The organism is Paenibacillus sp. LPE1-1-1.1, assembly GCF_040676435.1.
Lineage (GTDB): Bacteria > Bacillota > Bacilli > Paenibacillales > Paenibacillaceae > Pristimantibacillus.
This window is the reverse complement of record NZ_JBEGHY010000045.1, coordinates 179,001-204,188: the sequence shown is the minus strand read 5'-3', so window position 1 is coordinate 204,188 and position 25,188 is coordinate 179,001. Positions and strand designations below refer to the sequence as shown.

Here is a 25,188-nt window from a genome sequence, read left to right as displayed (position 1 = left end):
CATTTTAATGGAGAGGTGTTGGGACATGTTAACGGAAGCGCAAGTGAATCAGTTCGAGCAGGACGGTTTTCTTAAAGGGGATGTGATATTAAGCGATGAGGAGGTTGAGGTGCTCCGACGCGAGCTGCAGGATGTGATGGCAGGGAAGACAGTCAACAAGCCGGTTATGAATCATAACATGGTGGATGCAGGGTCGCTCTACGACAATATGAAAATGACGGTCAGCGAGCGCGTCGTGCAAATCGTAAACATCTGGATGGCGAGCGATGCCTACTTCAAGCATGCGTCGAACAGACGGATTTGCGAGGAGATCGCCCAGCTTTCCGGCACCGACACCGTGCGCATCTGGCACGACCAGGTCCAATACAAGCCCCCGGTATCAGGCGGACCGACCGGATGGCACCAGGATCATCCTCTGTGGCCGATCATACAACCAGCCGATCTTGTCAGTGCATGGGTGGCGCTGGACGATGCAGTAATCGAGAACGGCTGTATGTGGATGGTTCCCGGCAGCCACAAGTGGGGTAACCATCAGAAATATTTGGCCAGTGACAAAAATTTCATGCCGTACCATAAGCAGCCCGAGTTGCTGCCGGAGGGTGTCGAAGTAAAGGCCGTACCATTCGAGATCAAGAAGGGTCAAGTCGGCTATCACCACTGTATGACTTGGCATGGTAGCCCGCATAACCGTTCCGAATTGCATCGTCGGGCAATTGCGGTCCACTACATGCCGGGTCATACCAGATACGAACCCTCTGCGGACCATCCGATGCATGATTATGTGAACGTGAAGGCCTATGAAATTCTTCAGGGCGACCATTTCCCAGTCGTATACACGACGAAGCCGGCGATCGAGATGGCTTGATTGCAAACACCAAGCATGCTTAATATAGAGAGGGAGCAGTTCATAGCAAACTGCTCCTTGTTTGTTCAACTATCGTTACCCGTTAGATGAATCATTCTCGCCAATTAATTTTATTTCATCGGCAGTTACAGCATAAGTAAAAGTTGAACGTATTTCTGGTCCTTCTCCATTTTTCGGTTCACAGTCTTGTTGGATTTTAATAATAAAGCCATCTTCAGTTTTATTTGCTTCCATAACTTTATTAATTGTTTCCAAGTTCTCGCCGCATTTAGGTACATTGTCCAAAACATTGCTTGTTGCAGTATCTTTAGTAAGACTCTGCGTACAACCAGATACAAACACGATAACAATAAGCACAAACAGTAAGTTTCGCATAATCGCAACCCCTTACTCCCAATTATTCCTAAGTAAATTTACAGACGAGAATGGTTAGACATTTGTTGGCTTAACAAAAAAACGGAGCAGCTGCCTTAGCAGCCTTTCAAAGTCTGAGCTATTAGTCCCTTTTAGTTAACAAACTGGATTTAAATAGATTTTTCAAAGCTTTTCTTGTATTTTCTCCTTCTCCCTCAGTCCACTTATTCATTTTTCTGAAATCCGTGTTGTCTGTAATCTGGTCTATGTTACCAATCAAACGTTTTTTGGATAACTGTTGAATGTCGGTATCCACAATTTGATTTACAATGAGGCTAGCAATTTCTTCACCGTTCATGACTCTAAAGGGACGATCAAAAAAGGTTGAAACGTCATCAGGAATCTTTTCAGTGAGCCCTAGTCCGTTGTGCATACTTGATAGATGTTTGTAAGCATTATTCAAAGCATGCTCGCGTTCTCTCCATGTAACTGCCGTTTGAGCTGTCCAAAGATAAGTCATTATTTGATCAGAACATTTCAAACGTTTAAATGCAGTACCAAACCATTTGGGATAAGGTGCATATTGACGCTCCATGAGAAAACAGAGATTGATGATATCGCGGACAAGACGTGAAGCGATAATAGCCGATCCAAGTTCGTCGCCTATAAAACCCGAACGAAGCATCAGATGTTCTTCTTGACCGATTCGTTGCCAACTAGATGCCAATAGATACAGCCATATATCGTGAGGGTAATATTCGAATTGTTTGCGTAATGTGGAAAGTTGACCATTATCGTCCCTATAAACTTCTCCCTGAGTTATTTCGAGAAGTGACTGCGAAGGAAACGTTAACCAATCTACTGATTCTAGTCGTTCATCGCTATTAACAGCCAAGTAACTTTCTAGGAACCTCGGCACCGTTGTAATTACGCTCTTCCTTATATCGATGGGGAAGCCATAGAACCGTTCCGGAGCTTGCTCGTGCAGAGTTGATTGTATTTGTTCTGAATACCCGCTATCTAATTGGTTAAGAAAAAGATATACCCGGGGCACCCAATCGTGATCAGTCGACATATCCGTATCATATCCGAGCACTTCGCTTCCGGGACCAATTAGAGCCGATGAATATGACAAGAAAGAGTAATTTCCCGTCATTACAGGCTCAACGATTTCCAAATGAAATCGACGGCATAATTCTATTCCTTTAATAAATGACATTCCCCATTCCTCCAAGTCTATCAACGTATTATATATTCAAACTATTCATACAATATTCTAATGCCTTTAGAATACATCCTCACATTTGTTCACTCCTAAAACTTTTCTCGCTCTTCTCTCTATAGCCGTTGTCCCGTCTGTTTAACTTCTAAAACGACACCAAATATTGGAAAGTTGCATTAATCTGCCCGTTAGCTCAACAAAAAAGCTACCGGTCGTATTTGGCCGGCTGCCGCGGTGTTGTTATTCAGCTGTCCTTTTCAAACTTTCTTTTTATATACCTTCATTGCAAAGAAGTAGGCTACGATCAAAATTCCGACGCACCAAGCAAGAGCGACCCATATATCATTGCCCACCGGCTGATCCGACAGCAGTGCACGAATGGCTTCCACGATCGAGGTTACCGGCTGATTTTCAGCGAAGGCGCGAACGACCGAAGGCATCGACTCGGTCGGCACAAACGCCGAGCTGATAAACGGCAGGAAGATAAGCGGGTAGGAAAAGGCGCTTGCGCCCTCGACCGTTTTAGCAGACAGACCTGCAATCGCAGCTACCCAAGTTAATGCCAGCGTAAACAGCGCGAGTATGCCGACAACCGCAAGCCACGACAGTATCCCCGCAGACGAATGAAAGCCCATAATCAAAGCGATGAGAATGATTACGATAAGGGATATAGCGTTCGATACTAGTGAGGTCAGAACATGTCCCCAAAGAAATGCGGAACGTGAAATGGGCATGGATTGAAACCGCTCGAATATGCCCTTCTGCACATCGTTAAACAGTCGAAAAGACGTGTAGGATATTCCGCTAGCAATGGCAATTAGAAGTATACCTGGCAGCAGGTAATTCACATAGTTATCCGTTCCGGTTTGAATGGCACCGCCGAACACATAGACGAACAGCAGCATCAACGCAATCGGCGTGATGGCGACCGTAATGATGGTATCCATGCTGCGAGAAATATGACGCATAGAACGTCCTAGCAGAATGCTCATATCTCTGAAGAAATGTTTCTGTACTCTCTCCATTTACTTTCCCTCCCTTTTGCCGACGATTGCGAGGAAAATATCCTCTAATGTCGGCTGTTTTTCAACATACTCCACCTTTGCGAGCGGGAACAGCTTTTTCAGCTCCGAAAGCGTGCCGCTGGCAATAATCTTACCCTCATGCAGAATGGCAATTTTGTCGGCAAGCTGCTCTGCTTCTTCCAGATACTGCGTGGTTAAAAGAACCGTCGTACCGCCCTTCGCAAGCTCTTTGACAATGTTCCATACCTCGATACGTGCCTCAGGGTCGAGACCTGTGGTCGGCTCGTCGAGGAATATGATCTTTGGTTTGCCCACAAGGCTCAAGGCGATGTCTAGCCTGCGGCGCATACCACCCGAATAAGTGGATACTCTGCGGTCAGCGGCTTCTGTCAGGCCGAAGCTTTTTAGCAAATCGTCTGCAACCTGCCGTGGGTTTTTAAGGTATCGTAGCTTGGCAATCAAGATAAGATTTTCCCGTCCGGTCAATAATTCGTCAACGGCGGCAAATTGACCGGTCAGACTGATCGCTTGTCGCACATCCTCGGGTTTTGAAGCAACATCGAATCCGTTTACGGTAACGGATCCGCCATCTTGTTTGAGCAGCGTGGTGAGGATTTTGACAACTGTAGTCTTACCTGCCCCGTTGGACCCGAGCAGGGCGAAAATACTGCCCTTTTCCACCTCGAAATCCACGCCCTTTAAGACTTGATGCTGCTTGTAGGATTTTTGCAGTCCTTTTACTTGAATTGCGATGTCTTTCATTTAGAATCGTTCCCCCTTCCGAATTTGTTCATCATGTCGCGGTTTAATTTTTTGCGAAAGTTATCGGTCCACTTTTTTGTATCGCGCAAAAACTCGTCGCCGAACCCGACAACATCTTCTCCCGTCACGTCGAGAACGTGCTTGCCGTCCGCCGCGCTGGCTTCAAACAACTCAATCAACTCGTGCTGAGTTTTCAACATGTCAGAGCCGTCTCCTCCCGCAAAACTCCACATGTATCCCTGGATTTTTTCAAATACGAACCTATAGTCTTCAGGCAGCGCTTCTACCCTTGCCATTTGCCCCTTATACTCTTTTTTGTCCCCGATCATTTTTTTGATAAGCTCCAGCATCGTTATTGCCCCTCCTTTTTAAATTTTTCCATAACCTCATTGTTTAGTTTTTCCCGCAGCTTTTCAGTATTTTCAGTATTAACCGACGCACGCATAAACTCATCACAAAACCTGCCGGCGTCGCTGCCTATGACGTCAAGAACCTGCTTGCCATCCGCAGCGCTTGATTCAAATAAATCCACTAAGTCCGTAAACATACTTTAATTGATTGATTTTAGACGAAACAAATCCCCATTTTTCCCAGAACCTCCGCAGCTCCTCACGCCCCGCGTCGTTGAGTGCGAAAAACTTTCGCGGCGGCCCCATGTCGGAGGGTATTTTGGTGATCTCTACCAGCTTGCTTTTTTCAAGCCGGATCAGGATAGTGTACACCGTTCCCTCAACAACATCTGGGAAGCCGAGGGCGTTCAGCCGCCGCGTGATTTCGTAGCCGTAGGTTTCTTTGCGGCTTATAATTTCAAGGACGCAGCCCTCAAGCACGCCTTTGAGCATTTCCGTTAGGTTTTCCAGCGCAATCACCCCTCGCTATTCCGTATGACTGATATTCAGTATTACTTACTACTGCTATAAAGTAACACGTAGTAGTTGGTTTGTCAATTGCGCTTGTTCTAATCTGTTGTTGTTATAATGAATTTCAACTAAAACGCAAGTTGTTAGCCGGCAAGCAATGGGACTGTGGCCACAATCACGATTTTTTTTATAATTTGCCCTGCGTTCAAATCTAGGATTTTTGCAGTCCTTTTACTTGAATTGATTTGTTTGGCATATTTTCCCGTCCTTATATAACCGTAACCTTTGACAAATCGGCCTCTATGCCTTTGAGCGCAGCATAGGTCAACTTATCCATCATCGCGCCGTCAAAACAGACGGTTTTGATGGCACGGTAGTACTTCTTGGACAACAAAGACCCTTGGAAAGACGCATTCTTGAGTGTCGCGCCCTTGAACGAAACTTCGTTCAAGGCCGCTTTGTCGAACTTGACGCCGATGAAGGTTTGGCCGTCAAGACGCAGCCCTGTCAGATCGGTATTTGTGAAGTCCACCCCGTCGAAAATACAGTTTTCAAATACGGTTTTTCTGAGATCGGTCATAGTCAGGTTGACGTCGGTCAGTTTTGCATCAATAAATGTAGTTCCGAATAGTCCCGACTTGCTGAAGTTGGTACGCACAAGGATGGATTTATTGAAGCTCGCATTCGTAAGGTCAAGGACGGACAGGTTACAGTCGGTCAGGTTTGCGCCGTCGAAACGGGCATATCGCACGTCGCTGCTGGCAAACGAGCTGCCGGTCAAGTCCGCGTTCGTGAAGTCGGAGCCTCGCAGCACGCTTGATGTAAATTTCCCCTTATGCGCGGTAACGCCCGCAAAGTCGCTCTTCGACAGGTTACTCGCGCTAAAGTTCGTCACCACCTGCCGCTCCAGTGAGCGGGAGAGGTTAGCGACCTCCCGTACCGTTTGCTCAATGTCACCGATACTTTCAATGGTTATATTAAACGCTGTTTCATCGTCCTTGCCCTCAGCTTTGAGTTCACGGAACCGCTCCTGTAAATCGGAGTGCAGGTCGGCCTTTAATTCGGTGACGCTTTTTACTCCATCGTATGGCGTAAATACGCCGTTCAAATAATTCGTCAATTTCTGATTCATAACATCATCTCTCCTTATAATAAGTTTTCAAGAACGCGCTTTGCGTACTCCCAATTGCTTTTGTTGCGGGCGTAAGCAGTCATACCCTTTCCGGTAATCCTAAAATATTTACGCCGACCACCCTGTGATTCATCGCCCCAATACCACTCGATATCACCGTCGGCCTCAAGCCTCCGGACGCTCGAGTACATCGTGGCTTCCTTTAATTCATACTCGCCATCCGAGCGCTCGGCAATCAGTTTTACGATCTCGTAGCCGTAACGGTCAGCTTCGGATAAGAGCCGTAAAATCATCGTATCGGTATGTCCGCGCAGCAGGTCGGATGTAATTTTGTTCTCGCTCATGTAATCAACCTCCATGTTTGTATAATACGCCACATTACTATGACTGTCAATGTAGTATTTATAATTGATTACTTTGCCTATAAGTGAAAGCTCTTAGGCCGTCCTCAATGAGGAATCACAAAAATAAAAAAGCCGCGCTATGCGCGGAGCTTCTTGGAAGTATGTTCTTGTCCTTTGATAATGCGGTGTCACTCTAAATCGTTTCCTTTTCATCCGACGGTTTGTTCAATTAGTGCTGCTATTGGAAATAAAGAAATGGCTTCGAGCACGGTCTTAGAAACGATTTTTCTCCCATGATGCTCCTACGCACGCTGCAGTCGTTACATCATCTCGTACGCGCGGATAAACCTGTAGGGGTTCATCTCCCCTTAGGCAACCCACCAAATAAAAAAACGCAACCCCTATCAGGTTGCGTTGAAGTTCATATTTGATGGACCTAGCGGGATACAGCTCACGCAAGTCTATGTACGGAAAGCGTTACTTCAACTATTGCGCCTCCTCCAGCGTTTAAGGAAGACTATTGCTGCAAGCTTTGCCTTAAAATATTTTTTCGTCCGCGTACTTTTCTCTGATTACCAGAAACTCATCGATGTGCTTAATAAACAAATCGGTGAGAACAGGGTCGAAATGCTCTCCCCTCTGCTCCTGCAAAAAACCGATAATATCGGTAAGCGCCCATGCTTTCTTGTAGACTCGGTCGCTGGCAAGCGCGTCAAATACGTCTGCGAGGGCTGTCAGACGCCCATATATATGTATTTGATCCCCTTTAAGCCCTTGCGGATACCCGCTGCCGTTATATTTCTCGTGATGCTGCAGGGCAATGATGCACGCTGTTTTCATAATCGGTCTGCCGGAATGCTTCAGCATCTCATAGCCGGATTGCGCGTGCGTCTTCATGATCTCGTATTCCTCGGCGGTCAGCTTACCCGGCTTATTCAGAATCGCATCGCTGATTCCGACCTTGCCGATGTCATGCATCGGGCTTGCAAGGCTGATCAGCTCGGCCTCTTCGTCCGGCAGCCCGTATTTCAGCGCGAGCAGCTTCGTATATTCGGCAACGCGCTTAACGTGGAAGCCCGTTTCCTTCGATCTGGTCTCCGCTATCTCCCCAAGCGTATAAATGATCTCCTTCTGGGTGCTTTCGATCTCCCGGTTTAGTGCCACATTCTCGAAAGCCGCCAATATATTGGCGCAGTAGACCTCAATCAAATAGCGGTCCCATTCCGATAAAGGCTTCCCGCGCTTAAAATAGATCATTTTCTCCGTACCCGTACTGTTCCGGTAATAGCAGGTGAAGCCATCCTCAAGCATGAAGCGTACGCTCGACACGGCCGCGCTATCGGCTTCGGTCAATACTTCGGGCGGCAGCTTCTGCAGATAGTCAGCAGACGCAAATTTTCCGCTGCCTGCCAGAATGCTCCAACCGTCATTTTCCTTCTGCAGGACTAAACCCTCTGAGCTGTTCTCTGCATCAAGGATGGTGTTTAACTGGACAAGCACTTCGCTCGCAAGCTCCTGGGGCGAATAAACGTTCAATATGGAAGAAGAGGAGCGCACCACGTCCTCCAGCCCCTTCTTATTGCTTTGAATCATTCGAAGATCCCGATAAGAACGCAGTGACGATATGATTGTCGTAAAAAGCTTCTGCGCCGTCAGCTCCGTTTTCTCCTTATAATCGTTAATATCGTATTTCACAATGACTTCCTGTTCCGGGGCCTGCCCCGGCTGACCCGTCCGCAAGATGATGCGGACCGCACTGTTCCGCAGCTCGCGGCGGATGAATTCGATGACCTCAAGTCCGGACTCATCCTTCTCCATGACGACGTCGAGCAGCACGACCGCAATATCCGGCTCAGCACGCAGCATGGCTTTTGCTTCATCCCCGGAATAGGCATGAAGAAGCCGCAGCCCCTTCCCTTCGAATTCGAAGCCGCCAAGAACTAACGAGGTCACCTTGTGAACTTCCTCGTGATCGTCGACGATTAATATGGGCCAGGAATCAAGAGGGTCATCCTGCTCCGAGTCCTCCCCCTCATCCAGAAAGACGAGTTCATCCTCATCCTCTGATAATCGCAGCTCTTCATCTGTCCGAGATATCATGTTAATTACTCCTCTAGAGGTATATTAATAATAAAGGCAGTGCCTTGGCCCGGCTCGCTCTCGCATTCGATCTTACCGCCGAGCGACTGCGTGACCAGGTTGTAGATAATATGCATACCGAGACCGGTGCCTCCGCCGCCTCGGTTTGTCGTAAAGAACGGATCGAATATTTTGTCCTTCACTTCCGGCGGCATTCCTTTGCCGTTATCCCGGTACTTCAGCCACAATCCCGTGGTTTCCTTCCGTACCGTCAGCCGGATCGTCCCGCTCTCGCCCGGATCATAGGCATGAATCAATGAATTCATCAGAAAATTGGTTAGTATCTGCGAGAAGGCTCCCGGATAGCTGGTAATGTCTATATCATCCGGGCACTCGAGCTGCACATCCAGTTTCGTTTGATTCAGCTTCGGTCCCAGGCTGATCAGCACCTCCTGCAGGTACTGCTTCACGTTGAACTGCCGTTTGTTCTCGTGGGATTGATCGACCGCGACGAGCTTGAAGCCATTGATCAACTCCGATGCCCGCTTCAAGTTATAAGAGATAATATGTGAGGACTCGTCGGCCAGCTTGATATAGTTATCCAGATCGGACTTCTTCAGTTTATTGCTCTGCAGGATAGCGGAGAAATCGCCTGTCTTCTGATTTAAGTGCGAAGCCGCCGTCACGCTGACGCCAACGGGCGTATTGATTTCATGGGCTATCCCCGCTACGAGAGCCCCCAGCGCCGCCATTTTCTCCGATTCGACCAGCTGCCTTTGCGCATCCTTCAGGTCGCCGAGCGTCTTTTTAAGAGCCTTGGTGCGCTCATCGACCGTCATCTCCAACTCCTGTGACCATCTGGCCTGCTTGTTCGACAGATCCTCTACCGCGTAGAACGCCTTCGAAAATTTTCTGGACAGCATGAACGCCTGTGCGAAAATAAACACGAACACCCCGAACTTCGCCATATCAAAGGTCGGAATGATGTTGTTGTAGTACAGCAGATCGTTAAAAATAGTGAGCGCCATAATTAAAAACAGGATGCAGCAAAACAAGGCGCCATCCCTCTTCCTTATCGCAGCGCGGATAAAGACGCCAACGACATAAGGCGCGAGAATAAGCAGCAGCACGTGGGTCAGCACCAGCGTAGGCGTGAAAATCGTGGTCGGGGCCGCCAAAACGACGACGCCAAGCACCCCGTATACAGTCGTTCCGAACCGGACCATTCCCTTATGCGTTTCCTTAGGAAACAGCTGCTTCACATATAACAGGAATAACGCCGGACCGAAATATTGCCCGATATATTCAAATTTCTTATAGATTTCAAAGCTCATGTCCGGAAAAATATGATTGATGATCACCTCGCCCAGAAACAGCGACCGCAGGCCGAACAAGAGACAGAAACCGCCAAAGTAAAGCGGCGTTAAATCCTTCCGCCTGATAAAATAAAGCCCCAAATGGTACAGGCCCATAATAACGATCCCGCCTGCCACGAACAGCTCCTGCGCGAGTCGCATCGTCGTAAATTCCGTCACTTCCCCGGCTTCGCCCAGCCGCAGCTCGTCCCAAATGCCGCCTGTCCGCTGGACATAGTTGGACACCTGAATAACGATCTCCACCTCATCATCCGCCGGAAAAATAACGGTTTGGGGGAGATACTTCGCTTCCATCTCCGCCTTTGACTTTCCAACCTTGCCGGCCGATGCCTTTTCTTCCCCGTTAATCCAAAGTTTATAAGCCGACTCGATCCCGAACGGCAAATAAAGGGCTAACAGCTGGTTCGGCGCAGGCGCATCCACCTGCACGATCAGTCTGTAGGTGGCATAGCCGTGGCCAGCCTTCAGGTAACCATGGTTTTTCCAGAATCCCGGCACCTTGATGTAATCGCCGCCTTGCCCCTCCTGCAGCTCGTCCGGACTTAGCAGCTGCCCTGGGTAATGCGACCATTCCCCGTTCAGCTTCACGCTGCCATTCTGGGCAAAATGCCAGCGGCTCAAGTCGATCCTACCCCTCTCTGCTTCCGGCATAGAAGCTGTGGCGGAGCAGCCGGATAACAGAAGCAGAATGAGTAGTAGTACTATAGAACTACTAAATCTCTTTTTCATAACTAAATCGTCCCTATCGGAAGTTTGTCATCTCTATCATTTATACCATATTTCGACAAGAACGGGATACAGGAATAACAAGAAAAGCGCATCCGATAGAATAGGATACGCTTGCTCCGTACGAATTTTTTCATCACAACCCTCTTAACGAATCTTACCCTCAAAGTTAGGAGGATTGCGACAACTTGATTTGTACTTGTTCGGTATTTTGGCGGGCGTTCATCGAATTTTACAAAAAAAGATATTAATCATTTAACCCCTTTCCATCCAGAATATGCGGCAAATATTTTTCAACCCTTGACTCTCGAGTTTTGGATTGTTTGGGTTCAGAAAAATGAAAAATGTACGCTCTTTGCCGTCCCGGCGTCAATGCTTCAAAAGCCGTTTTCAAATCAGGGATTTCAACGAATTTATTTTGCAATTCTTCAGGGATGATGTATTCTGTATGCTCTTTAAAGTCCACTTGCAAGCCGGCTTTTTCAACTTCAATGGCTTCATCAATATAAGCTTTCAAGATCAGCTGCATCTCATCTATTTCTTGAACACTGGTGAACCGAATTTGGCGAGCCGCCTGCACATTTTCCGTTTGTTGGACTAGAATCCCATGGGGATCTTTTAACAAGGCGCCTTTGTGAAACAGAAGCGCGCAGTAATTTTTAAACCCGTGTATTAAAACGATGTTTTTACCTTGAAACGTGTAACAAGGATGCATCCACTTGAAATCTTCAGTCAGCTCGCAGTCAAGAACGATTTTTCTCAACTCCTCGAATTCTTCCTTCCAATTTTTAGCCTTTCTTAAAAATCCGTCAACCTTAGGATTCATTTTACTTGTCGTCATAAAGGAACACTCCTCATCGGCTAATAGTCAAGTATGATCATTTTCAATTTCATCAATTCTTTCTGTAACGGCCAATTTGCCGAATGCGGTTATTGTTCCAACACCGTTTCAAGCTGGCCGCACCATTTACTCCATCCATACTTAGCTCCATTAAGAGCTTGAGCATTTGAGAGTCCGGTTTGTTCGAGATGAAGGTTAACCTTTCCGTCGCCTAAATCCTGCAGCTTCCAGTTGACCGTGTGCTTCTCTCCTCCGCTGACCCAAGTATAGGACACCTGGTTTGGCGCATCAACAAAAAGAACTTCGCCGTCAATAATTCCATCCCACCATTCGGTCGGCTGCGTGCGAAACTGAAACCGATGTCCTACGACAGGCTTAAAATCATTTTCCATCGCTTGACCAGTGTGGATATTGGCCACCCACTTGGATAGCTTATTTGAATCGGTTAAAGCGGACCAGAGCTTCTCGATTGATGTCGTATACTGAAAATCCAAGGATAATGTTAAGTTCATTCTTCTTCCTCCTCTAATAGTTGGTTCAAGCGCAACATATTCATACTCCAGAACTTGCTATAGGAAGCCACCCAATCTTGAATTTCTCTGAGCGGCGAGGCATTTAGCCTAAATCGCGTTTCTCTGCCGACTTTTCGGTCAAGTACCAGTCCGGCCTCTTTAAGGATTGTCAAATGCTTGGATACCGCTGTACGGCCCATTTGAAATTGTTCCGTTAATTCATGAAGCGGTACTTCCTCTGCCTCTGCTAACAGACGAATTAATCGGCGCCTAGTTGGATCTGCAATCGCGTCAAACACATCCCGCAACTGATTGTTCTCACTCATAGCATTCTCCCTCCAAAATTATTGTTTTCTGGATTAGATTAAACGAAGGGAAATCCGTTAATTCCCCCAACTCCTTAAAGCTTGCGACTCTTAGGACGTAGCGCCCACGAAGCGATATTTAGTGCAGCATATGAAAGCGGAAGGATAATATTAAACCCGCTATCACCATAATCATTAGCAAACGCATGAGATAAAGCCGCACCAGTCATTAAAAAGAAGATGCCAGCGTGAACCCATTCTTTAAGCCGAGGAAAACCTGGCATGACGAGAGCGATGGCTCCAAGCACTTTCCAAATCCCGAGAATGGTCATGACGTATAATGGGTAACCAAGATTCGTCACTAACTCGACGTTTCCCCCATATTGCATCAATTGCCCGATACCGCTTAACATAACAGCTGCTGCAAGTAGTAATGTGACTGTCCAATAAGCAATCATTTTTCCTCGGGGCTGGGTTTCTACTTTCGCGGTTGTTTCCGCACCGATAATCATACTCATCCTCCTCATAATGGTTTCAAGTGAACTTATTTAGATTCAAAGCTTTTCAAATGACTACCCACTAATAAGACACCATTTAGTGTCATTTTTATTATAGGACACCTTTTAGTGTCGTGTCAACATCATTTTTAAGCTCAACATGTTAAAAAGCCTCAGTACGCAAATTACCGAAGCTATTAATCATGCCTAAGTTTTGTCTCGTGTCAGGACTGCATGATCCGCACTGTGACTACGGCAGTATTCTCCGCAGTTCAATGCCTTACAAAAAATCAAAAAGCACCGAGAAATCCCGGTGCTACAAGGTTTTTGTTTAGTTGGAGCCTAGGAGATAAGACCTCGAATAACTGCTTTTTGTATCTCAACAATCTTATGAGCAAACATAAATTCGTTAAAGTGATGTTCCTTATCACTAATGTAAACCTACACCATGTCCAATCGCCTATTTACAACAATACAGATTAAATTGCTTGAGTTTAATTTTGTGTCTACAAATAGGGTTACAGTTCAGCAGCAAGCTGCCACTATGTTAAATATGATGTCCCATTAGTTCAACGTTTTATTTCGCCTAGGGTACTCGTCTACTACTTCCCAGTTCTTATATTGATGGAGTCGGACTGCGCTAAATACAATAGAAAACAATCCTAATCCGCCACTTATAATATAAAGTATAGTGGTGTCAATATCGTTTTCGAGTGACTGAAAACCCATATAAAACGATGGAAATGCTATAAAAGCACCAGCCAAAATGAACAAATACCTTCTTAAACTAGACCTTTTAATTTTTCGTAAAAAGTGGTCATAACAGGTTTTACATATAACTGTTTTCCGCTTGCCGACAAGCTTCAAACAGTTAGAGCAATAATATTTACTACAAAATGGACAATTGGTTTCATGTTCAACCTGATTGTGAACAAAGCATGATTTCAAAATAACGACCCCTTGCCTATAAGTTAATTCTTTCTTAATTCTGGAGAGTAACTGCGTTATCCTGCCCGTTACTTCAATGAAAAAAGCAGACTGCCACTGCAATCTGCTTCATTCCACTTTCGTTATCCGCTAGTTCAACAAGCCATTACAAAATTTCGATATATCCTTCTGTTCCATGCACGCGAATACGTTGCCCATCTTTTATCAGTTTGGTAGCATTCTCCACTCCGACAACTGCTGGTAAGCCATATTCACGAGCGATAACGGCTCCATGGGTCATCAGTCCGCCAACTTCGGTGACCAGGCCTTTAATGGATACAAACAATGATGTCCAGCCAGGGTCAGTAAAGGCGGTGACTAATATATCTCCATCTTCCAGATCAGCATCTTCCATGTTTAAGATGACACGTGCTCGTCCCTCTATAACTCCGGTAGAAACAGGTAGACCTACAATCGCTTTGTCTGGCAGATTTTCTCGTTTGTACTTACCCGCAATGATTTCACCATCAGACGTGATTACACGTGGGGGAGCTAGTTTTTCAAAAAATTTGTAATCGTCTTTTCGTTTACTGATGATCTGATAATCCAGTTTATTTGTGCGTACGACTTCGTGAAGTTCTTCAAAAGTGAGATAGTATATATCTTCTTTTTCATGAATAAGGCTAGCTTGTACAAGTTGTTCGGCTTCTTTCAGTAAAGCCTGCTTATAAACGAAGTAGCGATTAATCATGCCGTATTTTGGATATTCACGATAACCGATGAAATTCCGGATTAAGCTGATCACTCGTTTTGTCTCTTCAGCTTTTTGTTCACCATCCGGTAATTGCTTCAATCGATCTAATAGTTCTTGTTCTTTTTCTAAAGCTTCCTGTCGCCCTTGCTCAAATTTCCGATTGCCGGCATTAGGCTCAAAGTTTTTGATATTACTGAGAATCATGGGGACAAGTGTAATTGGTTTTTCACTCCAACGAGTTCTCGAAATATCGATTTCACCGGCACATCGCATTCCGTATTTGTTGAGATAAGCATAGATAGCGTCTTGAGTTTCCTGTCCACCATCAAACTTAACCAGTTCATCCAAAAAATTATCATCTTTTACGTGTTTTAAATACTCAATTACTTCCGGATAAGGACGAATCACATCTGCGACATCCAATAGCGCCAGACCCATCTCCGAAGTGATGTTGTTTTGTACAGATTGAGAAAGCGTATCTGCTGCGTTTTTTTCACCTAACCACTCGTACATTTTTTCATTGATCCATGACGAAGCATTCATAGCAGACATAAAAACTTTTGAACTTTGTGGGTCAAATAAGATCTTCTTTAATTCCTGGAGATCTTCCAGAATAAAATCAAATAAATCTGCTCCTGATTTCGTTTGGATGTTTTGTTTTAATTCTTCTATCGATGTTTGACTGTTCTTAATCAAATCAGAAACGATTGCCGGATCGTTTTCGATTAGTGCTTGAAAACCTGCAGACGACCAACCTTTACTGCTATTACCGGGACTCAGTTCTTTTCTATCATCTGGTAACGATTTTATAAAATTTCGCTCTATTAGGGTCATAAATGCGTCTTTTATGAGCGGATCGGAGTTTCCCAGGGTATTTAAGAAAGTTTCTCTGCTGACAGGTGAAGCCAGCATATGTGTAACATCAACAAACAACCTTCCACCAGATTTACGCATGGGTGCAGGAGTCGTTAACAGGTAAAAAGACAGTCCCAGTGGTTTCATGGGGTCGGTCATCATTTGTTGATGACCGACCGATACATAGACGTGATTTTCTTGATCATTCGCTTCAGGGATCGGGTATAAAGTAGTGATTGGCCGACTCTGGACAATATAAAATGTATCATCAACCAAACACCATTCGATGTCCTGGGGGCGGTCGAAATAAGCTTCGATCTGTCTTCCGATGCGTGCCAGTTGTAAAATTTGTGGTTCAGTAAGTGTTTGAGTCTTTTGCTGATCAGGATCGATCTCCTGTGTCTCTGTTCCGCCTTCTTTTAGTCCATAGATAGCCAATTTTTTGGTTGCTATCATCTTATCGACGATTTCCTCTTCCTGTACTTTATAACAATCGGCAGATACCAAGCCAGAGACCAGCGCTTCTCCAAGTCCAAAACTGGCATCGATGGATAGCAGCTTTCGGTTAGAAGTAATCGGATCAGCGGTAAATAAAATCCCGGAAGCCTGTGGGAAAACCATCCTTTGAACGATAACGGACAAATAAACTTGACAGTGGTCAAATCCATTATGCATACGGTAGATTACCGCTCGATCCGTAAATAAAGAAGCCCAACATTTGCTGATATGCTGCATGATTGCTTCTTTGCCGATGATATTTAAATAGGTGTCTTGTTGACCAGCAAAAGAGGCATGTGGTAAATCTTCAGCGGTCGCACTAGATCGCACTGCATATGCATGTTCATCACCAAACTGGGAGAGATAGTGAGTAACTGCTTCCACAACATCGGATGGAATTTCTACTTCCAAAATGATTTGTCGAATCTTCCTGCAGATTTCACCAATTTGATCTCGATCTTCTACTTTTAGCATGGTTAGTCGATCCAACAAAGCATGATACGTTTCGTTTTGTTCGAGGGCTTTTTGATATCCCACTGTTGTAACACAAAATCCTTCCGGTACTTGTATTCCTTCAATTTTTGATAATTCCCCTAAATTCAACCCTTTTCCGCCAACGAGCAAAAGCTGCGTTTTTTCCATTTCCTGAAAACCAAGAACCAAAGAACTCATTCAATATCACTCCTAACCATTAAATTGAGAAAAACATTTGACAAGAGTTTACCGGCATGGTACACTTTAATTGTAAGATGAAGTAATTATGTTCATTTAGTTATTGAAAGTCGTAATCTGATTATATCATCGTGTCTGTTTATATGCAATATACAAGAACCTGATAAAGCTACTCAGGTTCTTTTTTGATTTCCCGCTATCATTAATCGCATTAAAAACCATGGTTCGAGTCGAACTCCGTCACTGCATAGTTCCCTAGCGATCCTATGCAGCCTAAGTAAATCCTGAAGTTGCGTCGGGTTCTTACTGAGCGAACCTGCCCGTTAGCTTAATAAAGTAAAGAAGCAGCTGCCGCGGCAAACTGCTCCTTGTATCCCATTAATAAATCGAGTAGGAGGAGGCGGCTAGCCTCCTTCCTCTCATACCGCCGTACATGCGAGGCCGTATACGGCGGTTCCAGAGGATAACATTACATATGATACTGATAGACCTGCGCTGCTGTACTTGTTGCAATGATGGGCATATATGTCGCACTCGTCGTCTTAGGACTGGTATTGATCGTCACTGACTTTTTCCATCCATTCGACCGCTTTGCCGTCAAGGCGTTCTTGAATGGCAATATGCGTCATAGCTGTGGTGGATGAAGCTCCATGCCAATGTTTCTCGCCCGGCGGGAACCAGACCACGTCACCGGGACTAATTTCCTCGATCTGACCTCCCCAGCGTTGAACTCGTCCTCTGCCTGCCGTTACGATCAGCGTCTGACCCAGCGGATGAGTATGCCATGCTGTTCGTGCGCCCGGTTCGAACGTAACGCTGGCTCCAGCTACGCGTGCAGGATCTGTTGCTTCAAACAGTGGATCGATGCGAACCGTGCCGGTAAAATATTCAGACGGTCCTTTGCCGGAAGGTTGGGATCCAACTCTTCTAATTTCCATTTTCTAAGTCCCTCCGATTGAGTTAGGTATTTGTTTCCACGTTGTTGTGTCTACCGCTTACGGTCTTCACCTTCCTAATGAGGACGATATAGGAAACGATAGCCAGTAGACTGGTTGTAAAAATAACGATTCCGAAAGGGATGGCCGAATTCTCGCCCGCAATTCCCACAAGCGGAGAAGTAACTGCACCTAATGCAAATTGAAAAGTGCCGAGCACGGCAGACGCACTCCCCGCAATTTGTCCATGCGGCTCCATCGCTAAGGTAAAAGAAACAGGTCCAATGATTCCGATGGATACAGCGAATAAGAAGGTAGAAACAAATATCGCCGATAATGAGCCATTAGAAAGAACCGCAATCAGGATAGCGGAAGTAGAAACAAAGGACAACGATAATCCAATCCGAAATATACTTTGTTCCGTCAGCCGACCAGCCACTCGTTTGACAACTTGCGATCCAATCATAATAGCGAGACCGTTCATTGCAAACAGGATCGAAAATAGATGCGGCGAAACACCAAAAATGTTCTGATAGATAAATGGAGTGCCGGCAACAAAGGCAAATACACCGGCGAACAAAATACCATTTACAAGGGCATATCCCATAAACGTTCGATCACGAAACAATCGATTGTAGTTCCTCATTAATGCCATGAAGTTGCTTGGGACACGATGCTCTACAGGCAAGCTTTCCTCTAACCCCCATGTTGTGATCCCCGTTAATAGTATTCCTAACAGCCCCAAAAAAATAAACACGCCAACCCACGAGCTGTACGATGTGACGGCACTTCCGGCATTTGGGGAAACTAATGGAGCCACATTGCTGATCATAGTAAGCAGAGAGATAAATTTCGTCATTTCGACTCCGCTATATCTATCGCGAGCAATAGCACGGGAAATCACGAGTCCGGCCGATGCGGCAACCCCTTGGATGAAGCGTAAAACGATGAAGCATTCAATATTGGGTACAAAAGCACAACCCAGCGATGCAACGATATACAGAATCATGGAGATCAGCAATGGCGTACGTCTTCCATAATTATCGCTTAAAGGTCCCATAACCATTTGGCCTAAGCCTAATCCTAATAGGCTGGCGGTTAAACTCGCTTGAATCATGGATGCGTTAGTTCCGAAAAAATCCATGATCTGCGGAAACGACGCGAGATACATATCAACAGTAAATGGCCCCAACGCGGAAAATGCGGCCAGTATCAGAGCCAATCGGAGTGAATGGTTTTTAAGTTTATCGTCCATTCGGGTCTATAAAGTGGATATGTCGATAACGAATCGGTACCGTACGTCACTGCGCAGAATTCGTTCATAGGCTTCGTCTACTTGCTCGGCACGAATGACCTCGATTTGAGGAGTAATGCCATGGGCGGCAGCAAAATTAAGCATCTCTTGCGTTTCCGGAAGTCCGCCAACCAAGGACCCCGCAATACTGCGGCGACTCATGATTAGGGAGAACACGTTGTATGGACTTGGTTCCGCTGGCGCGCCGACATTAACAAGCGTTCCGTCTACGCGAAGTAGCGATAAATACGAATCTACGTCAATATTGGCGGACACGGTGTTTAGAATCAGGTCGAAACGGCCGGCTAACGTGTTGAAAGTTTCAGGATCAAGAGTTGCAAAGTAATGATCCGCGCCAAAGCTCAACGCTTCGTTTTCCTTATCTTTCGCCCGGCTTAAGACTGTAACTTCGGCACCCATCGCATGCGCGAACTGTATCGCAACGTGGCCAAGACCACCCATTCCCAGAATCGCTACCTTTTTTCCTGGACCGGCATTCCAGCGTTTCAATGGGGAGTACGTGGTAATACCGGCGCACAAAAGCGGACTGGCTGCGTCTAGCTCCAGACGATCCGGGATATGCACAACGAATCTTTCGGTAACAACGATTTTTTGGCTGTAACCGCCATAGGTTGGATTGCCATCGTAGTCCAAGGAGTTATAGGTGGCTACAAAGCCTTTTGTACAATGCTGTTCTTCTCCTCGGATGCAGTATTCGCACTCGCCGCAAGAGTCCACATAACAGCCTACGCCAACTCGATCACCTACAGCAAATTTCGTGACCTTCTCCCCTACTGCCGTTATAACCCCGGTGATTTCATGACCAGGCACCATAGGGAAAATTCCGCCTTTCCAGTCCCCGTAGGCACTATGAATATCGGAATGGCAAATGCCGCTAAACTTAATATCGATCGAGACGTCATCCGATCGTAATGGTCTCCTTTCAATTGTGCTCTTTTCAAATGCCGCTTTGGCAGATGGAACACTTAGAACGTGAGTTTTGCACATGGGCTTGTCTCCTTTTCCATAAATCGATATGTGTTCTCTAATCAAAATAAATTGATTAATCAACTTATGTCTATTATTATTTAATTAAGTACGTAAATTCAATGGTTAAAGACACGTGATTTGTTGATATCTCAACATAACACTCGATAATGTCAATTATCCAAGAAAGTCTGGTGGATCTTTAAGATGGCAAAAGTGGATCGGAGAATTCTTAAATCGCAGGAATCCATGAAAAAAGCGGTTATTGAGCTGATGACGGAAAAGAATTTCGACGACATTACAATTCAGGATATTGCCGATCGGGCAAATATAAATCGAGGAACCATTTATCTTCATTACCAAGATAAATTTGATTTATTGGATAAACTCATTGCGGCACATATCAATGAATTAAGTGAGATGGGTGATTGGGCATGTAAGCTGGATTGGAGCAACGCTCTCGTACCCTTTTTTGAATACTTCGAGAAGAATTATTTGTTTTTTTCGACCATGCTAGCGAGCAAAGGAGCACCGTCATTCAGAAATCGGCTTATTGATTTTGTCATGATAGGATTCAAAGAGGAGATCGACAAAGAAAGCGGCAGAAATACGGATCTAAATGAAGATGTAATGCTGCAATATGCCGGGACGGCTTATGTAGGGGTAATCGAATGGTGGATCAGGAATGGAATGCCGTATTCGCCTAAAGTCATGGCCAAACAAGTCGGGGCTTTGTTAGATAGAAGTCTATAGTCATCGTTGTATATCAAGATCGTTCTGTTGTCATGGCGTATTTGACGTATTATTTTGGGATTAATACTGCTGTACAATCCGTCGAACGACTGATCGAAGGTGAATTTTACACTATCGTATCCGTTTGTCGGCAAACATTGCAAGCTCTTGTCCTCAGTCGTCAGTGAGATTGTAAATTTCACAGCTGGCTAAGGTGAGTCGCGGCTATGTATGTAGGTTCTAGTCACAGCTCGGCAATGTAAGCATGTTCTTGTCATGTGCAGTGAATTCATTCAATTCACTCTTGTCCCCGAAAACAATTCAAATTACTGAATCAAACGGTGCGTAAAGACGTGCCGTTTTTTTGTTCTTACATAGCTCCACATCTTTTGATGATGAGGACTCTTTATTTAAAACAGCTTCATTAGCAGTACATATTTGTCGCCGCAAGTCGCAAATACAGAAACACAATTTTTTATTTTATTTTTTACGTCCCCAATCCGTCCCCAAAGGTCAAAAACTTCGAGCTGTCGTTTTAAACGTTCAACCCCATATTCTTCACACTTTTGCTTATATCTAGACAATATGCTGCCAATAGTCCAAACGCTTGTAATAGTAAATTGCAAATGTGTTACTATGTTGTCCAATGTTTTATTCCATTCTGAAGCTTCAGGCATTCTTTCATTGAACATTGAAACATAGCGCTGTCTATCTCTATCTCTAGATAATTTTCTAAATATTATTGGATTGTCTTCATAGATACGTGATAAATTTCTCATATAACTAAACCGATACTGAATAGCCGCAAGTATATCGATTAAAGAGTCTCTTACATTATTGACGGAATTCCAAGAAAATTTATAACTAAAATACTCAATAAACGAAACGTTTGCCTCCAACTTTCTGAAGGCATTTTCCCACTCCTGATTTAAAGGAGTTGTCTGACCCTCAAAAAATCCATTATGAAGTTCATTAGCTTCTTCTGAAATAGTCGACCATTGTGGATACTCACTCTCTACTTTCTCAGATAGCCCCTCAACAACATTATACTTTCTCAAACCATCTCTTAATTTTGGAAAGTGAAATAATATATCTTCAATAGTATAATCTATCTTCAATCTATCCTTTACTCTCTTGTCATTAGCAATATAATATACTCTTGGTATTAAATCTTTCAGCTTCTTGTCATTTATGAAGTTATCAAATTTTTCATTTTCCTCTAGATATTCTACAAATTTTCTTAAAAACACATTAAACAAATCTACAATATCTTCGATATACTTATTAAATAAATCTTCAGTAACGTTCGTTTTGGAGATTATTTCTGTAATTGCTAACCGGAGAAAAACATCACCGCACATATATTCGATAAATAGAGCTACTTGAGTGTGCCCATACAACTGATGCGGTACCGTACTTATTTCGGATCTCATCCATCGCTGACATAAGTTGTCGCTCTCTAGAGTCGTCTTCAAATAGATCGAGCTGCGCTACATCATCACCAGATAAATTGGTTAGAACAACATGTATGAAAGTTGTCTCGAACAACGACCCAACAAAGATAAAGCGCTTTCAATAGTATCAACTTGGATTATAGCGGTAACGGGAAAGGGAGAACATGAACTTTACTACGTTTTTTGGACAATAACCGTGCGTCAATGACCCCCATGCTTCCTGATGCTCGCCTTTCCCCTTAATCCACTTCATCGTAATCGTCCCATTTCCACTTATCCGATTTATTTTCATGAGTAGTAAATAACGCCATTCGAAATATATTGCAATGGAAGGCGTACAATTTATTCTTTCATGAAGATCCCTAATTGCTACAATTTTGTGGAACTAGAAAAAGGCTAAGCTTAGAAGTGAAAAATATAAAAAACCCTTGATTTCTCAAGGGTTTTGGCATTTGTTATTTTTTGGAGCCTAGGACACAACATCATGTTTCTCGTCACATATAGACAAATTCGTCTATATTCTGCAATTATTTCAGCGAATTCGCCAATTCGTTCAAAACTTGCGCCTGTTCTTCCGTGAGCGCTTTTCCGCACTGCGCGTTCACCTGATGGATAAACGCAGTGAGTTGACCATGCATGGCTTTCAAATTGCCTTTGGATGCCGAATACTTCGCTTGGTCAAGTTTTTTAACCAAAGCGTGCCGGATGCCGTTATCAGCGTTCACAAACCGTGCCACCAGCTCGGACAGGCTGTCGAAATCCACGGTAACGGATATAGTAATCGATTGATTCGCAATGTTGCCGGCCGCGTCTTCCGCAGTAGCCGTGAAGGTATGCAAGCCTGTTTCAAGCTCGTATGCTTCAGCCGCTATTTCGTCGCAATCCGAGGAAACCACGCCCGACAACGCATCATCGGCCGAACATCCGATAACCACGTTTTGGTCGATGCCATAAACGGTACCGTCTTGCACGGTGAACGAGACCGTAGGCGCTGTCAGGTCAATGTTCACCGTAGCGGCCTTTTCTTCCTCCACGTTGCCCGCCTTGTCCTTGCTCCAATAGCGCAGGCTGTTCTCCCCTTCATACGGCATGCGGATAGAGGTTCCTTCCGCTACCGCTCCGTCGTTCAGTTTGAAGAACGTGCGCGCAACGCCCGCGCCCTCATCTTCGGCAGTCAAGGTTACATTTACGGGTGTGCGGTACCATCCGTTCCGGCCTTCCCCTTCGTAGGCAGGCGTGGTGACGGGCGCCGCCAAGTCGCTTGCAATCTCAGCTACAAAAGTCGTAACGCTTTGGGCAGGCAGCTCCGCCGTAAAGGAACCGTTCGACACTTGAATAGACGCTCCGACCGCAAGATTCCTGTTGCTGTCCGTTACCCATGAAGAGACTTGCGAAGCGGCCCCCGTACCGTTTTGCAAAGCAAAATTTTGGCTCACCGCTGAATCTCCTTTGTTGATGACGACAATCACTACCTTATTGTCGTCACCTTTATAGGCGGATACGAATACTTCAGGGTCGGGATTTTTGGTTGCGTCAACCCTTACATAGCCGGGACGGACAAATTTCGAGTAATGCGCCATGCTGTACCCGCGCTTGCTTATCGTATTGTCATCTTTCAACGGACCGTAATGCCTGCGGATGTACCACCATACGTAGGTCTGGAAATTCCCTTCTACCATGGCATTGTACATATGTTCCGCAACACCCAATGCTTCGGGCCAGCGATCCGCCGAGTTCGTCTCGCTGTTCGGATAGTACACTTCCGTCATCCACAGTTCTTTTCCCGCTCCTTTTTGTTCGAATAGCGGGTAAGGGAAATTACTATAACTAGTGCCGTACGTGTGAGCGCCGAGAATATCCATGTTTGCTAGCGCTTCCGGGTCATTCAAAATAGGGTCCGACATTTGTTTGACGTAAGAAAACGACTCCGGCGCGATGACCCTGTTATGGATGGAGCCGGCATTTTCTTTCATAAAACGAACGATTTCCTCCGAACTCCACCACGTCCAATCATGCGCATAGTCCGGTTCGTTTTGAATCGATATCGCATACAGCTCCACGCCATTGCTCTTCATGAACGAATCGAACTCGTTCAGGTACTGCGCATAATCATCGTACATATCGTGCTTAAGCCGTCTTGCGTTTGGATCTTCAACATATGCGGTAGCGTTGATATGATCGATATTCGGTCCTCCTGTACCGGTAGTTACCAGTTTTAACGTATTATTGTTGCCGACGCTCATGGGAATCTGGATCGATTTCTCGCCCCAAGTTGCAAGGCTGCCGGTTGCTTCAAAGGTCACATCGTCAATTACTTTCGTTCCGTTCACATATACATCCAGATAACTTGTCCCCGTCTGCAGCGCATAACGGATTCGAAAATTTTTCGTTCCCGTGCTGCCAATGACGATGTTATTCCACTGAGTGGCCGCATCGGATGCAGCTTGAAACTCGACATATCCGGTACCGGTGTAGCCCGAATTGGTGTTTTGCACAACAGTGTTGGTCAGAGTTGTACCCGTCTCCGCTTCATAAGTGGTACCGCTGCCAGAGCTTTTGCCAAGCGTGAAGGTCTCGACCATTTCACTTGGGGGATTCCATGGTGAGGCAAATACGATGGCTCCGTGTTCAATCGCTTTTTTTGCCGTTTCCACTTCTCTTTGCCAATTTTCTTTATTTTCATCAATAGGAATTCTTAGCACAGAAAAACCTAACTGGTTCTCTCCATTGCCAAAAGCGGTTTCTCTTTGTGCTGGTGTCAAATCTCCAATCCAAACGGAGTGGTTCATTCCTCCAAAACCGCGGATCACTTGATTTTCCGCCGATAAATTTACGATAACGTCGGTTGTTGCCGGATCGGCTAAGGCTTTAGTAGACCCCGGCACGAAAAATAGCGGCAGCGCAACCACGCATGCCAATGATACGCAAATAGATTTTCTCATACGTGAAATCATATTGGTCTCATCTCCCTATTCAATTTCTTAACCTCTATCTTCGCAAAGCATTTGGTTTGTAACCGTTTACAAAACTTCTTCCATCAACCCGGCACATCATTCGTTGACAAGCCCCTTAGCCTTACGAAATCATCATAATCCTCCCTTCAGCCTCTGACCATGCCCCGCACAAAACGGCAGCCGCATGTTTCCCTAAATCATAATATCGAGTCACATTTCGAGTCTA

The 25,188-nt window shown here is 45.2% G+C and carries 23 protein-coding genes and 2 pseudogenes; 2 read left to right on the top strand and 23 right to left on the bottom strand.

What is annotated here, in order from left to right:
- Window positions 1-25: 25 nt before the first annotated feature.
- Window positions 26-865 carry a phytanoyl-CoA dioxygenase family protein gene (locus MRBLPE1_RS29875; protein ID WP_364153159.1) on the top strand — a complete coding sequence of 280 codons (840 nt, stop codon included), beginning with the start codon at window positions 26-28 and terminating at the stop codon, window positions 863-865.
- Window positions 866-940: 75 nt separating this feature from the next.
- Here MRBLPE1_RS29875 and MRBLPE1_RS29870 read toward each other — a convergent pair whose 3' ends face one another.
- The 19 genes from MRBLPE1_RS29870 to MRBLPE1_RS29780 all read right to left on the bottom strand — a co-directional run bounded on the left by MRBLPE1_RS29870 (window position 941) and on the right by MRBLPE1_RS29780 (window position 19,843).
- The gene (locus tag MRBLPE1_RS29870) at window positions 941-1,240 is read right to left on the bottom strand and encodes a hypothetical protein (protein WP_364153156.1); all 300 of its coding nucleotides are present in this window, start codon (window positions 1,238-1,240) and stop codon (window positions 941-943) included.
- Window positions 1,241-1,361: 121 nt separating this feature from the next.
- Window positions 1,362-2,438, bottom strand: coding sequence for a DUF4037 domain-containing protein (locus MRBLPE1_RS29865; protein WP_364153154.1), 1,077 nt, complete (start codon window positions 2,436-2,438; stop codon window positions 1,362-1,364).
- Window positions 2,439-2,698: 260 nt separating this feature from the next.
- Complete coding sequence (locus tag MRBLPE1_RS29860; RefSeq protein ID WP_364153151.1) at window positions 2,699-3,466, bottom strand: ABC transporter permease; 768 nt, start codon at window positions 3,464-3,466, stop codon at window positions 2,699-2,701.
- A complete protein-coding gene (locus tag MRBLPE1_RS29855; RefSeq protein ID WP_364153149.1) occupies window positions 3,467-4,228 on the bottom strand; it encodes an ABC transporter ATP-binding protein in 762 nt (253 codons plus the stop codon). It abuts the gene before it with no gap.
- A complete protein-coding gene (locus MRBLPE1_RS29850; RefSeq protein ID WP_364153146.1) occupies window positions 4,225-4,578 on the bottom strand; it encodes a DUF1048 domain-containing protein in 354 nt (117 codons plus the stop codon). The genes MRBLPE1_RS29855 and MRBLPE1_RS29850 overlap by 4 nt, the downstream gene beginning before the upstream one ends.
- Window positions 4,579-4,580: 2 nt before the next feature.
- Window positions 4,581-4,775: a DUF1048 domain-containing protein gene (locus MRBLPE1_RS29845; RefSeq protein WP_364153143.1), complete on the bottom strand. Its 195-nt coding sequence runs from the start codon at window positions 4,773-4,775 to the stop codon at window positions 4,581-4,583.
- Window positions 4,747-5,070, bottom strand: a complete 324-nt coding sequence (locus MRBLPE1_RS29840) for a PadR family transcriptional regulator (protein ID WP_364153638.1) — start codon at window positions 5,068-5,070, stop codon at window positions 4,747-4,749. The genes MRBLPE1_RS29845 and MRBLPE1_RS29840 overlap by 29 nt, the downstream gene beginning before the upstream one ends.
- Before the next feature lie 286 nt (window positions 5,071-5,356).
- Entirely contained in the window at window positions 5,357-6,220 is an 864-nt protein-coding gene (locus tag MRBLPE1_RS29835) for a pentapeptide repeat-containing protein (protein ID WP_364153141.1), read from the bottom strand.
- A gap of 14 nt (window positions 6,221-6,234) precedes the next feature.
- Window positions 6,235-6,564, bottom strand: a complete 330-nt coding sequence (locus MRBLPE1_RS29830; RefSeq protein ID WP_169086171.1) for a PadR family transcriptional regulator — start codon at window positions 6,562-6,564, stop codon at window positions 6,235-6,237.
- A gap of 537 nt (window positions 6,565-7,101) precedes the next feature.
- Complete coding sequence (locus MRBLPE1_RS29825) at window positions 7,102-8,664, bottom strand: DUF3369 domain-containing protein (protein ID WP_364153137.1); 1,563 nt, start codon at window positions 8,662-8,664, stop codon at window positions 7,102-7,104.
- Window positions 8,665-8,669: 5 nt separating this feature from the next.
- Window positions 8,670-10,640: a sensor histidine kinase gene (locus MRBLPE1_RS29820; RefSeq protein ID WP_364153134.1), complete on the bottom strand. Its 1,971-nt coding sequence runs from the start codon at window positions 10,638-10,640 to the stop codon at window positions 8,670-8,672.
- A gap of 352 nt (window positions 10,641-10,992) precedes the next feature.
- Window positions 10,993-11,586, bottom strand: coding sequence for a YdeI/OmpD-associated family protein (locus tag MRBLPE1_RS29815; RefSeq protein WP_364153131.1), 594 nt, complete (start codon window positions 11,584-11,586; stop codon window positions 10,993-10,995).
- 89 nt (window positions 11,587-11,675) lie between these two features.
- A complete protein-coding gene (locus tag MRBLPE1_RS29810; RefSeq protein WP_364153129.1) occupies window positions 11,676-12,098 on the bottom strand; it encodes an SRPBCC family protein in 423 nt (140 codons plus the stop codon).
- Window positions 12,095-12,424, bottom strand: a complete 330-nt coding sequence (locus tag MRBLPE1_RS29805; RefSeq protein ID WP_364153127.1) for an ArsR/SmtB family transcription factor — start codon at window positions 12,422-12,424, stop codon at window positions 12,095-12,097. Before MRBLPE1_RS29805 ends, MRBLPE1_RS29810 begins: the two co-directional genes overlap by 4 nt.
- 74 nt (window positions 12,425-12,498) lie before the next feature.
- Window positions 12,499-12,921: a DoxX family protein gene (locus MRBLPE1_RS29800; protein WP_364153125.1), complete on the bottom strand. Its 423-nt coding sequence runs from the start codon at window positions 12,919-12,921 to the stop codon at window positions 12,499-12,501.
- Between the two features lie 1,072 nt (window positions 12,922-13,993).
- On the bottom strand, window positions 13,994-16,606 hold the full coding sequence (gene ppsA / locus MRBLPE1_RS29795) for a phosphoenolpyruvate synthase (protein WP_364153123.1): 2,613 nt from the start codon (window positions 16,604-16,606) through the stop codon (window positions 13,994-13,996).
- Window positions 16,607-17,148: 542 nt separating this feature from the next.
- Entirely contained in the window at window positions 17,149-17,544 is a 396-nt protein-coding gene (locus MRBLPE1_RS29790; protein WP_364153120.1) for a (R)-mandelonitrile lyase, read from the bottom strand.
- A 22-nt stretch (window positions 17,545-17,566) separates the two neighbouring features.
- Window positions 17,567-18,796, bottom strand: a complete 1,230-nt coding sequence (locus tag MRBLPE1_RS29785; RefSeq protein WP_364153118.1) for a multidrug effflux MFS transporter — start codon at window positions 18,794-18,796, stop codon at window positions 17,567-17,569.
- Between the two features lie 6 nt (window positions 18,797-18,802).
- Window positions 18,803-19,843: an NAD(P)-dependent alcohol dehydrogenase gene (locus MRBLPE1_RS29780; protein ID WP_364153115.1), complete on the bottom strand. Its 1,041-nt coding sequence runs from the start codon at window positions 19,841-19,843 to the stop codon at window positions 18,803-18,805.
- A 186-nt stretch (window positions 19,844-20,029) separates the two neighbouring features.
- Between MRBLPE1_RS29780 and MRBLPE1_RS29775 the strand changes: the two genes are divergently transcribed.
- Entirely contained in the window at window positions 20,030-20,575 is a 546-nt protein-coding gene (locus tag MRBLPE1_RS29775; RefSeq protein WP_364153112.1) for a TetR/AcrR family transcriptional regulator, read from the top strand.
- Between the two features lie 389 nt (window positions 20,576-20,964).
- On the opposite strand, the gene MRBLPE1_RS29770 is transcribed toward MRBLPE1_RS29775, so the two are convergent.
- From MRBLPE1_RS29770 to MRBLPE1_RS33210, 4 genes and pseudogenes are all read right to left on the bottom strand, one after another.
- A complete protein-coding gene (locus tag MRBLPE1_RS29770) occupies window positions 20,965-22,029 on the bottom strand; it encodes a hypothetical protein (protein ID WP_364153109.1) in 1,065 nt (354 codons plus the stop codon).
- 506 nt (window positions 22,030-22,535) lie between these two features.
- Window positions 22,536-23,264, bottom strand: a complete 729-nt coding sequence (locus MRBLPE1_RS33215; protein WP_414698943.1) for an OmpL47-type beta-barrel domain-containing protein — start codon at window positions 23,262-23,264, stop codon at window positions 22,536-22,538.
- Between the two features lie 9 nt (window positions 23,265-23,273).
- Window positions 23,274-24,152, bottom strand: a pseudogene (locus tag MRBLPE1_RS29765) (glycoside hydrolase family 30 beta sandwich domain-containing protein); the annotation flags it as partial.
- A gap of 36 nt (window positions 24,153-24,188) precedes the next feature.
- Window positions 24,189-24,962: pseudogene (locus tag MRBLPE1_RS33210) on the bottom strand (carbohydrate-binding protein); the annotation flags it as partial.
- Window positions 24,963-25,188 lie beyond the last annotated feature (226 nt).